The organism is Chitiniphilus shinanonensis DSM 23277, from assembly GCF_000374805.1.
GTDB lineage: Bacteria > Pseudomonadota > Gammaproteobacteria > Burkholderiales > Chitinibacteraceae > Chitiniphilus > Chitiniphilus shinanonensis.
Genome location: NZ_KB895342.1, coordinates 100044 through 112819 on the forward strand (window position 1 = coordinate 100044; position 12776 = coordinate 112819).

The window sequence follows — 12776 nt, forward strand, 5'->3', positions numbered from 1 at the left end:
ATCGATTCACCAAATTGGTGCATATCGCCGATCCAGGCTTTCAGCGATGCAACACGCCGCAAAATGCGGATACAAAAAAAGCGGGCCGAAGCCCGCTTTTTTCATCGCGACGCAATGCCGCCGGATTACCTCGGCAGTTCGCTGTACCCCATCAGGAAGGCGTCCACTTCGCGCGCGCACTGGCGCCCTTCGCGAATCGCCCACACCACCAGCGATTGCCCACGCCGCATGTCGCCGGCGGCGAACACCTTGTCGACGTTGGTGCGATAGGCGCGGCCGCCGTCGGTGGCGGCCTCGGCGTTGCCGCGCGCGTCGCGGGTGACGCCCAGCCCGCTCAGCACCGCGGCGGCGGGATGGGTGAAGCCCATCGCCAGGAACACCAGGTCGGCCTTCAGCTCGAACTCGCTGCCCGGCACCTCCACCGGACGGCCGTCGCGCCAGTCCAGCCGCACCGCGCGCAGCGCGGTCACCCGGCCGTCCTCGCCGACGAACGCCTTGGTCATCACCGCGAAGTCGCGCTCGCAGCCTTCCTCGTGGCTGCTGGAGGTACGCAGCTTCACCGGCCAGTACGGCCAGGTCAGCGGCTTGTCCTCCTGCTCGGGCGGCATCGCCATCAGCTCCAGCTGGGTGACGCTGGCGGCGCCGTGCCGGTTGGCGGTGCCGACGCAGTCGGAGCCGGTGTCGCCGCCGCCGATCACCACCACGTGCCTGCCCTTGGCGTCGATCGGGTTGGCGTCGCCGCCGCCGACCTGGCGGTTCTGCGCGATCAGCAGTTCCAGCGCGAAGTGGATGCCGTCCAGCTCGCGGCCCGCCACCGGCAGGTCGCGCGGCACTTCGGCGCCGCCGGCCAGGATCACCGCGTCGAAGTCGGCCAGCAGCGTCTGCGGCAGCACGGTGCGGCGGGCGGCGTTGGCGATGCCGTCATCCAGCGGCTCGGCCGATACCAGCGTGTTGCACTGGAACTGCACGCCCTCGGCCGCCAGCTGGCCCAGGCGGCGGTCGATCACCCGCTGTTCCAGCTTGAAGTCGGGAATGCCGTAGCGCAGCAGGCCGCCGGGCTGTTCGTTCTTCTCGAACACCGTCACCGCGTGGCCGGCGCGCGCCAGTTGCTGCGCCGCCGCCAGCCCGGCCGGGCCGGACCCGACCACGGCCACCTTTTTGCCGGTGGCGCGCGCCGCCGGCTGCGGGCCGATCCAGCCTTCGCTCCAGCCCTTCTCGACGATGGCGCGCTCCAGCGACTTGATCCCCACCGGCTGGGCGTTGATGCCCAGCGTGCAGGCCGCTTCGCACGGCGCCGGGCAGACGCGGCCGGTGAACTCGGGGAAGTTGTTGGTGCCGTGGAGCACGGTCAGCGCCGAGCGCCAGTCCTGGCGGTACACCAGGTCGTTGAAGTCGGGGATGACGTTATGCACCGGACAGCCGGTGTTGCAGAACGGAATGCCGCAATCCATGCAGCGCGCCGCCTGCCGTCCGGCCTCGGCGTCGTCCAGCACCGCGACGAACTCGCGATAGTGCCCCAGCCGTTCCTTCACCGGCTGGTAACGCTCGCCGACCCGCTCGAATTCGAGGAATCCAGTTGCCTTGCCCATTTACGCCACCTCCTTGTGTTGCGCGGCTTCGCGGGCTGCCAGCTCCTTGAGCGCGCGTCGATATTCGTTCGGGTACACCTTGACGAAGCGCGAGCGCCACAGCGACCAGTCGGCCAGGATGGCGGCGGCGCGGCCGCTGCCGGTCAGCGCGACGTGGCGTTCGATCAGCGCCTTGAGCTGCGTTTCGTCGCACTGGCCGCGATGCAGCGGCGCGGTGCCGTCCTGCTCGGCCTCGGGCAGCACCCGCTCCAGCGCCACCTGCGCCGGGTTGCAGCGCTCGACGAAGTCGTCGTGCTCGTCCAGCACGTAGGCGATGCCGCCCGACATGCCGGCGGCGAAGTTGCGTCCGGTCTGCCCCAGCACCACCACGGTGCCGCCGGTCATGTACTCGCAGCCGTGGTCGCCCACGCCCTCCACCACGGCGGTGGCGCCGGAGTTGCGCACGCAGAAGCGCTCGCCGCCGATGCCGGCGAAGAACACCTCGCCCTCGGTGGCGCCGTAGAGCACGGTGTTGCCAACGATGATGTTGTCGCCGGTATCGCCGCTGAAGTCGCCGTGCGGGCGCACCACGATGCGGCCGCCCGACAGCCCCTTGCCGACGTAGTCGTTGCCCTCGCCCACCAGCTCCAGCGTCACGCCGCGCGCCAGGAAGGCGCCGAAGCTCTGCCCGGCGGTGCCGGTGAAGGTGACGTGGATGGTGTCGTCCGGCAGGCCGGCGTGGCCGTAGCGTCGCGCCACCTCGCCCGACAGCAGCGCGCCGGTGACGCGGTTGGTGTTCTTGATCGGCATGGCGATGCGCACCGGCACGGCGCGCTCCAGCGCCGGCATGGCCTGCGCCACCACCTGGTGGTCCAGCACGCGGTCGATGGCGTGGTCCTGCCCTGCGTTGTGCAGCCGCGCCACGTCGGCCGGGGCATCGACGGTGTGGAACAGCCGGCCGAAGTCCAGGCCCTTGCTCTTCCAGTGGGCGATGCCGGCGCGCAGATCGAGCAGGTCGGCGCGGCCGATCAGTTCGTCGAAGCGTCGCACGCCCAGTTGCGCCATCAGCTCGCGCACTTCCTCGGCGACGAAGAAGAAGTAGTTGACCAGGTGTTCCGGCTGGCCGGTGAAGCGGCGGCGCAGTTCCGGGTCCTGGGTGGCCACGCCCACCGGGCAGGTGTTGAGGTGGCACTTGCGCATCATGATGCAGCCCTGCACCACCAGCGGCGCGGTGGCGAAGCCGAATTCGTCGGCGCCCAGCAGCGCGCCGATCACCACGTCGCGCCCGGTGCGCAGCTGGCCGTCCACCTGGACGCGGATGCGGCCGCGCAGGCGGTTGAGCACCAGCGTCTGCTGCGTCTCGGCCAGGCCCAGCTCCCACGGGGTGCCGGCGTGCTTGATCGACGACAGCGGGCTGGCGCCGGTGCCGCCGTCGTAGCCGGCGATCACCAGGTGGTCGGCCTTGGCCTTGGACACGCCGGCCGCCACGGTGCCGACGCCCACTTCGGACACCAGCTTCACCGAGATCGACGCCTGCGGGTTGACGTTCTTCAGGTCGTGGATCAGCTGCGCCAGATCCTCGATCGAGTAGATGTCGTGGTGCGGCGGCGGCGAGATCAGGCCGACGCCCGGCACCGAGTGGCGCAGCATGCCGATGTACTCGGACACCTTGTGCCCCGGCAGCTGGCCGCCCTCGCCCGGCTTGGCGCCCTGCGCCATCTTGATCTGGATCTGGTCGGCATTGACCAGGTATTCGGCGGTGACGCCGAAGCGGCCGGACGCCACCTGCTTGATCGCCGAGCGCAGGCTGTCGCCTTCCTTGAAGGTGTAGTCGCGCTCGATGCGGTCGGCGCCGATCACCTCGGACAGCGTCTGCCCGGCCTTCAGCGGCACGAAGCGGCGGCGGTCCTCGCCGCCCTCGCCGGTGTTCGACTTGCCGCCGATGCGGTTCATCGCCACCGCCAGCGCGGTGTGCGCCTCGGTGGAGATCGAGCCCAGCGACATGGCGCCGGTGGCGAAGCGCTTGACGATCTCGCTGGCGGGCTCGACCTCGTCCAGCGGCACCGGGCTGCCGGCCGGGTGCAGCTCGAACAGGCCGCGCAGCGTCAGCTGGCGCCGGCTCTGGTCGTTGATCTCGCTGGCGTATTCCTTGTAGGTGGCGTAGCGGTTGGCGCGGGTGGCGTGCTGGAGCTTGGCGATGGCCTCCGGTGTCCACAGGTGGTCCTCGCCGTTGACGCGGTAGGCGTATTCGCCACCGGCATCCAGCAGCGCGGCCGGGCGCTGCGCGGCGAAGGCGGCGCGGTGCAGCCGCATCGCCTCCTCGGCCACCTCGAACAGGCCGATGCCTTCCACCTGGGTCGGGGTGCCGGTGAAGTACTTGTTCACCAGCGCGCGCGACAGGCCGACCGCTTCGAAGATCTGCGCGCCGGTGTACGACATGTAGGTGGAGATGCCCATCTTGGACATCACCTTGCACAGCCCCTTGCCGATGGCCTTGACGAAGTTCTGCTGGTACTTGGCGGCCAGTTCGGCGTCGCCTTCGGCCAGTTCGGCCAGCGTTTCCAGCGTCAGCCACGGGTGGACCGCCTCGGCGCCGTAGCCGCCCAGCAACGCGAAATGATGCACCTCGCGCGCGGAGCCGGTTTCCACCACCAGCCCGGTGCTGGTGCGCAGGCCCTTCTTCACCAGATGCTGGTGCACCGCCGAGGTGGCCAGCAGCGCCGGGATCGCCACGTGCGCGGCGTCCACCTTGCGGTCGGACACGATCAGCAGGTTGACGCCGGAATTCACCGCGTCCTCGGCCTGCGCCACCAGCGACGCCAGCCGCGCCTCGATGCCGCGCGCGCCCCAGGCGGCCGGGTAGCAGATGTCCAGTTCGTGCGAGCGCACCTTGCCGCCGGTGTACTTGCCGATCTGGCGCAGCTTGGCGATATCGCCGCAGCCCAGCACCGGCTGCGCCACTTCCAGCCGCACCGGCGGGTTGATGGCGGTGATGTCGAGCAGGTCGGGCTTGGGACCGATGAACGACACCAGCGACATCACCATCTCCTCGCGGATCGGGTCGATCGGCGGGTTGGTCACCTGGGCGAACAGTTGCTTGAAGTAGGCGTACAGCGGCTTGGCGCGGCTGGACAGCACCGCCAGCGCGGCGTCGTTGCCCATCGAGCCCGTGGCTTCCTCGCCGTTTTGGGCCATCGGCGCCAGGATGAACTTGAGATCCTCGGCGGTGTAGCCGAACGCCTGCTGGCGTTGCAGCAGCGACGCGGCCGGCGCGGTCGGCGCCTCGTCGGGCGCGGCCACTTCGTCCAGGCGCAGGCGGATCTTGTCGATCCAGGCGCGGTAAGGCTTGGTGCGCGCCAGGCTGTCCTTCAGCTCGGCGTCGTCGATGATGCGACCCTCGACCAGATCGATCAGGAACATCTTGCCCGGTTGCAGCCGCCACTTGCGCTTGATGCGCGATTCGGCGATCGGCAGCACGCCCGATTCGGATGCCATCACCACCAGATCGTCGTGGGTGATGAGGTAGCGCGCCGGGCGCAGGCCGTTGCGGTCCAGCGTGGCGCCGATCTGGCGGCCGTCGGTGAACGCCACCGCGGCCGGGCCGTCCCACGGCTCCATCATCGCGGCGTGGTATTCGTAGAACGCGCGGCGGCGATCGTTCATCAGCGTGTTCTTCTCCCACGCCTCCGGGATCATCATCATCACCGCCTGCGCCAGGGTGTAGCCGCCCATCACCAGTAGTTCCAGCGCGTTGTCGAACGCCGCCGAGTCGGATTGCCACGGGTAGATCAGCGGCCAGATCTTGTCGAGGTCGTTGCCCAGCACCGGCGACGAGATCGCGCGCTCCCGGGCGCGCATCCAGTTGACGTTGCCGCGCAGGGTGTTGATCTCGCCGTTGTGCGCGATCAGGCGGAACGGGTGCGCCAGATCCCAGGTCGGGAAGGTGTTGGTGGAAAAGCGCTGGTGCACCAGCGCCAGCGCCGACACGCAGCGCGGGTCGGCCAGATCGCGGTAGTACAGCCCCACCTGATCGGCCAGCAGCAGGCCCTTGTAGTTGACGGTGCGCGCCGAGCACGACGGGATGTAGTACTCGTTGCCGTATTCCAGCTTGAGCGCCAGGATGGCGTGGCTGGCGCGCTTGCGCAGCACGTACAGCCGGCGCTCCAGCGCATCGGTCACCAGCACGTCCGGGCCGCGCCCGATGAACAGCTGGCGGATCACCGGCTCGGCCGCCTTCGACTTGGGCGACATCGGCATCTCGCTGTCGACCGGCACGTCGCGCCAGCCCAGCACCACCTGCCCTTCGGCGCGCACCGCGCGCTCCAGTTCCTCCTGGCAGGCGGCGCGCGACGCGGCCTCCTTGGGCAGGAAGCACATCGCCACGCCGTATTCGCCCTCGGGCGGCAGCGTCACGCCCAGTGCGGCCATTTCCTCACGGTACAGCGCGTCCGGGATCTGCAACAGGATGCCCGCGCCGTCGCCTTGCAGCGGATCGGCCCCCACCGCCCCGCGGTGATCCAGGTTCTTCAGGATCAGCAGACCCTGCTCGACGATGGCGTGGCTTTTCCTGCCCTTGACGTGAGCGACGAAGCCGACGCCACAGGCATCGTGTTCATGGATGGGGTCGTACAATCCCTGCGGGTCGGGCAAGGCCGGGTGCATGTGTGGTTCCTCTTGCGGTGGCGGCCCGCCGGGGTCAAAAAAAGCTGGCGCGCGGCCAGCCGGGATCGGCGGGAGGGGATGGAGAACGACTTGCGCGGCCAAGCGGCGCGCAAACCCCGAAAGTCTGCCAGAACTGACTTTTGCGGCCGGGAGAAACCCCGCGAAACTTAATCCAGATCAGATCATTCGCCCCCGTATTCATGTCATGCACCGAAACGGTGATCGACGCACCAAATAAGTGCACTCAATCACAAAACACTGCTGACATCATGGTGTCAGTAGGGGTTGGGCAACATGACAGCGTCTTCCCCCCGCCCCCTGGAGCCCCCCCATGAACGCCATCAACTGGTTCGAGATTCCCACCCTCGACTTCGACCGCGCCACCGCCTTCTACGAACACCTGTTCAACCAGAGCCTGCGCCGCCATGCCGGCGGCGACGGCGAACTGGCCATCCTGCCGTATGCCGGCGACGGCGTCGGCGGCGCCCTGGTCTCGCCCGGATCGATGAAGCCGTCGCCAGCCGGCGTGCTGCCCTACCTGAACACCCCCGGCGACCTGGACGACTGGCTGCGCAGGGTGGAGGATCGTGGCGGCTGCGTGGTCCTGCCCAAGACCCTGATCGACGCCGAAATCGGCTACATCGCCACCTTCCGCGACACCGAAGGCAACCTGATCGGACTGCATGCGGCGCCTTGATTGAGAAGGGCTGATACCCCTACACCTCGAACCACCGAGGACAGCGAGAACACAGAGGGGTCACAGAGAAAAGCGTGTCAGCCACGATGGCGCCACCTCCTGTGGTTCTTGGTTTTCTCTGTGCAACTCCGTGTTCTCAATGTTCTCCGTGGTTCAAGATTTGGGGTTCAGCCTCCAGCCGCCCCATCCACCAAAAGACCCAGCCATGCGCCGCGCCGACCGTCTCTACCAGATCACCCTGTTCCTGCGCAGCCGGCCGCTGACCACCGCGCGCTGGCTGGCGCAGCAGTTGGACGTCTCCGAGCGCACCATCTACCGCGACATCAGCGACCTGCTCGGCACCGGCCTGCCGATCGACGGCGAGGCCGGCGTCGGCTACCGGCTGAAGCAGAACCTGGACCTGCCCCCGCTCAGCTTCACCCGCGAGGAACTGGACGCGCTGCGCCTGGGCGCGCGCATGGTGCAGGGCTACGGCGACGCCGAGCTGGCGCACGCCGCGCGCAGCGCCCAGGCCAAGATCGAAGTCACGCTGCGCCAGCAGATCGACCTGCCCACCCGCCTCTACGCCCCCGTGCCGCAACTGCACCACTCGCTGCGCCCGCTGCTGGGCCGGCTGCGCCACGCCGTGCACGCGCTGCACGTGGTGCACATCGCCTACACCCGCGCCGACGGCACGCCCAGCGAACGCGAACTGCATCCGCTGGGCCTGTTCTTCTGGCACGGCAACTGGACGCTCGCCGCCTGGTGCGAACTGCGCAGCGACTACCGCCACTTCCGCCTCGACCGCATCCGCGCCTGCCAGGTACTGCCGGTACGCTTCCCCCAGGTACCGGGCCGCAACCTGGCGGACATGCTGCGACGCATGGGGGTGGATCCGGCGATGGTGGATTGAGGCATGTCCCGCACCTGAGGTTGTTTTGGGATCCGCTCGGTTCCACCACAGGCTCGAGGAAGTTACCAACAGATAAGTCGCGTCAGATCAATAATGCATTGATGCGCACATGACTAAATTGCGTTTTTTCCTGTCCGGGGATGCCCCATGCGATACGCGCTGCACGCCCTCCTGCTCTGCCTGCTGCTGCTCGCCGGCTGCGCCAACATGACGCCCCAGCCGGCGGCCGCCACGACCGCGTTGCTGGAAGCGCAACTCGCCGCCCTGCCCGCGCCAATGGAACGGCCACGGGTCTATGGGCTCAGCATCGCCGGCTACGATCGGCCGCAAGTCTTCGGCAACGAGGCGCGGTATGCCTCGACAGTGCTGGGGGAACGCTACGGCGCCGAGGATGCGCAGATGCTGCTCAGCAACGATCCGGCCGATCACGAGCGTTATCCGCAGGCCAATCTCGATACGCTCGGACGCGCGCTGCGCGGCCTCGGCGCCAGGATGGACAAGGATCGCGATGTGCTGATGCTGTACATGGTGTCGCACGGGGTGCCGAACGGCGTGGTGCTGAAGCAGCCCGGTCGTGGCGAGGAGGAGTTGTCACCCGTCTGGCTGAAGAAGACCCTGGGCGAGGCTGGGATCAAGTACGTGATGCTGGCGGTGTCGGCGTGTTTTTCCGGCAGCTTCGTCAACGCCTTCCTGTATGACCCTGATGCGCTGGTACTGAGCGCGGCACGACAAGATCGCGTGTCGTTCGGCTGCTCGGTGCGCGACGAATACACGTTTTTCGGCAAGGCGCTGCTGGTCGATCAAGACGCGCGCCACCTGGATTGGCCGGTGTTGTTCATGGCCGCTTCAGATAAGGTAATGGCGCGGGAAAAGGAAATCGGCGAGAAAACCGGATCGGTACCGCAGATCCACTTCGGTGTCGAATTGCAAGAGCATCTGATCAAAGCCGGCCTGCGCCCCGGCAGATGAATGCGCCGCAAAGCAAAAGCGGGAAGCACTGGCTTCCCGCTTTTTTATCGCCCCGCCAGCCAATCCCGCGCCGGCAGGAATTCGGTGAGCAGTTGCTCCTCGGGGCTGCCTTGCGGTGGTTGCCAGTCGTAGCGCCAGCTGGCGGTCGGCGGCATCGAGCACAGGATGGATTCGGTGCGCCCGCCCGATTGCAGGCCGAACAGGGTGCCGCGGTCCCACACCAGGTTGAATTCCACGTAGCGGCCGCGGCGGTACGACTGCCAGGCGCGTTCGCGTTCGCCGTAGGCCAGTTCGCGGCGGGCCTCGACGATGGGCAGGTAGGCCGGCAGGAAGGCGTCGCCCACCGCGCGGATCATGGTGAAGCCGCCGTCAAAGCCGCCCTCGGCGAAGTCGTCGAAGAACACGCCGCCAATGCCGCGCGCTTCGTTGCGGTGCTTGAGAAAGAAATAGCGGTCGCACCACGCCTTGAACGCCGGGTAATGCTGCGGCCCGAGCGGGTCGAGCGCGGCCTTGCAGGTGGCGTGGAAGTGGCGGGCGTCGGCCGCCTCGCCGTAGTACGGCGTCAGGTCCATGCCGCCGCCGAACCACCACACGTCGTCCTCCGCCCCATCGGCGCGATAGGCGCGGAAGCAGCGCACGTTCATATGCACCGTCGGCACGTAGGGGTTGCGCGGGTGCAGCACCAGCGACACGCCCATCGCCTCCCAGGCACGGCCGGCCAGTTCGGGGCGGTGCGCGGTGGCGGACGCCGGCATGGCGTCACCCATCACGTGCGAGAACAGCACGCCGCCGCGCTCCAACAGGGCGGAATCCTCGATCACCCTGCTGATGCCGCCCCCGCCCTGCGGGCGTTGCCACGCATCGTGGAGGAACGCGCCGCCGTCCAGGTTCTCCAGCGAGGCGACGATGTTCTGTTGCAGGGTGAGCAGGTAATCCTTGACGGCGGTGGTATCCATGGCGGCTCGGGAAAACGGGATGAAAAAAGGCGGATCGTCGGCGCGGCAACGGAAAACCGGTTGGTTCCCCGCCCCGCGCCGACACCAGATCGGCGCGCGAACAAAACCCAGCGTAGCGGTTCTGGCAAGACGCGTGAAACATCCTGAAGGCGGCAAGCCGGACTTCCTTCGGCCGCTCACAGTACGAGGTGTGCGGCAAGTTCAGCCCGGCCCCCGCGCGGCGGCGCCAGCAGGGTTTTTGCCGGTCCTAGTGCTTGGGGCCGGCCGGCGCGCTGGCACCCAGCGCTTCGACCTTGACCTGCACCTGCACCGGGCCGGCCTGCTCGAAGGTCAGCGTCAGCGGGATGCTGGCGCCTTCCTTCAATGGCTGCTTCAGCCCGGTGAGCATGATGTGCAGGCCGCCGGGGGCCAACGCCTGCCTGGCCTTGGCCGGCACGTCGATGGCCGGCACCGGGCGCATCTTCATCACGCCGTTGTCCATGCTCATGCTGTGCAGCTCGGCGCGCTCGGCCGCCGGGGTGGCGACGGCGACCAGCTTGTCGGCGGCGTCGCCACCGCTGTTGTCCAGTGTGAGGAACACGCCGGCCACGGTGGCGCCCGGCGCGGTGGCGCGGGCCCAGGGATGGCCGATCAGCAACTTGCCGGCCTGGTATTCGTGCGCGGCGGCCAGGGAGGCACTCACTGCCAGCAGGGCGCCCAGGATCAGTTTCTTCATGAAAGTTTTTCCAGTGGTGTGTAGGAAGGAGACTTCAGACCAACGCCGAGGGCGGCGGATCGCGTCCCCGGGCACGCACCGGAAAGAACGGCGACGCCGCGTGCTGCGGCCCGCCACTGGCAATTTGCAGCATCGCCAGCGGCGCGACCAGCGGTGGCAGTCGGGCCATCGCCGGCTCGCCCGCCCACTGCGCGGCCAGGCAGTCGGGGCACCACGGCAGTTCGCTGCGCGGCAATGGCAGTGATGGCGTGCCGGTCGCGGTGCTCACGCACCAGGACAGCGTCGGGGCGACGGCGCCCGGTGTGTGCAGGCCACGCCAGACAGCGACGCCCGCCATCAGCACGCACAGCAGCAACGCCAGCGCGTGCCGTCGCGCCGCCCGGCCCGAGCGGCGGCGTTCGCTGGATGCGGCATCGAAGAAAACGCGCGGCACGCTTCGCACTGGGATCGGGACCTGGGCCGCAGCCGCGTCGCGACTGCCTTGGGAAGATGCGCGGGATTATAACCACAGGTTCGCGCGGGGATAGGCGCGGAGTTTGCTACATTCCCCGCATCGCCCTTTTCCGACCCGCGCCATGCCGCTACGTTTTCCCGCCCGCGCCGCCGCCCTCGGCCTGAGCGCCCTGCTCACCGCCTGTGGCGCGCTCCCCGCCAAGCCCACCGACGCGGCGTCCAGCGCGCTGGCCGACACCGCGGACACGCCGCTGGCGCGTGCCACCGCGCCGCTGTTGAAGGCGCATCCCCGGCTGACCGGGCTGTATCCGCTGGAGCGCGGGCGCGATGCGCTGCTCACCCGGCTGGCGCTGGCGATGGTGGCGCAGAAGACGCTCGACGTGCAGTACTACATCTGGCACGACGACCTGACCGGCCGGCTGATGATGAGCAAGCTGCTGGAGGCCGCCGACCGCGGGGTGCGGGTGCGCCTGCTGCTGGACGACGTGGGCGCCAACGCCGACGACGAGCTGCTGCTGGCGCTATCGGCGCATCCCAATATCGAGATCCGCCTGTTCAACCCGGCCGCCAATCGCAACTGGCGCGCGCTGTCGGCGCTGCTGGACCTGAGCCGGATGAACCAGCGCATGCACAACAAGGCGCTGATCGCCGACCACAGCGCCGTCATCGTCGGCGGCCGCAATATCGGCGACGAGTATTTCGAGGCCAACGAGGAGGTCGATTTCAGCGATCTGGACGTGCTGTGCATCGGCCCGGTGGTACCGCAGGTGGCGCGCTCGTTCGACCTGTTCTGGAACCACAAGCTGGCGGTGCCGGTGAAGCTGTTCTACCCCGAGCGCAAGCTGGACGGCATGCTGGACGCGCTGCGCATCGAGTACGGCAAGCAGTTGCAGGCCGACCGCGCCAGCGACTACCTGCGCGAACTGGAACACCAGGCGACCGCCGCACGGGTGCGCGCGGTGCAACTGCCGTTCTACTGGGGCCGCGCTCGCGCGCTGTACGACGAGCCGGACAAGGCCGACCCGGAGGAGGACGCCACGCTGCTGGCCGAGCGCCTGACGCCGGTGGCACAGAAGACGCGCCGCGAGCTGGCCATTGTCTCGCCGTACTTCGTGCCCGGCGACGGCGGCACCGCCTGGATGACCAATCTGGTGAAGTCCGGCGTCGAGGTGAAGGTGCTGACCAACTCGCTGGCCGCCACCGACGTGGCCGCGGTGCACGCCGGCTATGCGCGCTATCGCGAGCCGCTGGTGGAGGCCGGGGTGAAGGTGTTCGAGTGGAAGCCCGATCCGCAGCCGGGGCAGGCGCAGGGCCTGGTGCGCGGCGCCAAGCGCTCCGGCGGCAGCGGCTTCGGCAGCGGCGCGGGCTTTCGCGGCTCGTCGCGCGCCAGCCTGCACAGCAAGGCGTTCGTGTTCGACCGCCGGCACGTGTTCATCGGCTCGCTCAACCTGGACCCGCGCTCCATCGAGCTGAACACCGAGATCGGCGTGCTGTTCGAAAGCGAGCTGCTCGGCCAGCGCATGGCCGCGCAATTCGACCGGCTGGTGCCACAGGACGCCTACGCCCTGCGACTGGAGCACAGCGACCTGCGCTGGCACGACGGCGCCGACGGCCAGGACTACGACGCCGACCCCAAATCGAGCAGCTGGCGCCGCTTCACCGTGTGGCTGATGTCGCTGCTGCCGATTGAGTCTCAGCTGTAGGCGCTACGCGCCTGGCAACAGCGTAAAACCAAACCAAGTTCAAACCCCACATCTTGAAACACAGAGAACACGGAGAGCACAGAGCCACACGGAGAAAGGCAAGGCGAGGCGGGAAGATTGCGCACTCCGAGGAGAAGAGCACCTTGGAAAGACCACACCCA

Annotated in this window: 9 protein-coding genes; 4 read left to right on the top strand and 5 right to left on the bottom strand. The window is 68.4% G+C overall.

Translation table 11 applies throughout. The annotated features are described in order from the left end of the window. Positions 1 to 125: 125 nt before the first annotated feature. Complete coding sequence (locus C556_RS0110120) at positions 126 to 1589, bottom strand: glutamate synthase subunit beta (RefSeq protein WP_018748135.1); 1464 nt, start codon at positions 1587 to 1589, stop codon at positions 126 to 128. Then, positions 1590 to 6230, bottom strand: a complete 4641-nt coding sequence (gene gltB / locus C556_RS0110125) for a glutamate synthase large subunit (RefSeq protein ID WP_018748136.1) — start codon at positions 6228 to 6230, stop codon at positions 1590 to 1592. Between the two features lie 331 nt (positions 6231 to 6561). Here gltB and C556_RS0110130 point away from each other — a divergent pair, with 331 nt between their 5' ends. The 3 genes from C556_RS0110130 (at position 6562) to C556_RS21650 (ending at position 8788) form a co-directional block, all read left to right on the top strand. Beyond that, positions 6562 to 6927, top strand: a complete 366-nt coding sequence (locus C556_RS0110130; RefSeq protein ID WP_018748137.1) for a VOC family protein — start codon at positions 6562 to 6564, stop codon at positions 6925 to 6927. 205 nt (positions 6928 to 7132) lie between these two features. After that, entirely contained in the window at positions 7133 to 7819 is a 687-nt protein-coding gene (locus C556_RS0110135) for a helix-turn-helix transcriptional regulator (protein ID WP_018748138.1), read from the top strand. Between the two features lie 147 nt (positions 7820 to 7966). Next, on the top strand, positions 7967 to 8788 hold the full coding sequence (locus C556_RS21650) for a C13 family peptidase (RefSeq protein ID WP_018748139.1): 822 nt from the start codon (positions 7967 to 7969) through the stop codon (positions 8786 to 8788). 44 nt (positions 8789 to 8832) lie between these two features. Here C556_RS21650 and hemF read toward each other — a convergent pair whose 3' ends face one another. The 3 genes from hemF to C556_RS0110155 all read right to left on the bottom strand — a co-directional run bounded on the left by hemF (position 8833) and on the right by C556_RS0110155 (position 10892). Beyond that, complete coding sequence (gene hemF / locus C556_RS0110145) at positions 8833 to 9744, bottom strand: oxygen-dependent coproporphyrinogen oxidase (RefSeq protein ID WP_018748140.1); 912 nt, start codon at positions 9742 to 9744, stop codon at positions 8833 to 8835. A 247-nt stretch (positions 9745 to 9991) separates the two neighbouring features. Then, positions 9992 to 10459, bottom strand: a complete 468-nt coding sequence (locus tag C556_RS0110150) for a copper chaperone PCu(A)C (RefSeq protein ID WP_018748141.1) — start codon at positions 10457 to 10459, stop codon at positions 9992 to 9994. Between the two features lie 34 nt (positions 10460 to 10493). Next, on the bottom strand, positions 10494 to 10892 hold the full coding sequence (locus C556_RS0110155) for a hypothetical protein (RefSeq protein ID WP_018748142.1): 399 nt from the start codon (positions 10890 to 10892) through the stop codon (positions 10494 to 10496). A 142-nt stretch (positions 10893 to 11034) separates the two neighbouring features. On the opposite strand from C556_RS0110155, the gene C556_RS0110160 reads away from it, so the two are divergent. Next, complete coding sequence (locus C556_RS0110160; RefSeq protein ID WP_018748143.1) at positions 11035 to 12615, top strand: phospholipase D family protein; 1581 nt, start codon at positions 11035 to 11037, stop codon at positions 12613 to 12615. Positions 12616 to 12776: the final 161 nt, after the last annotated feature.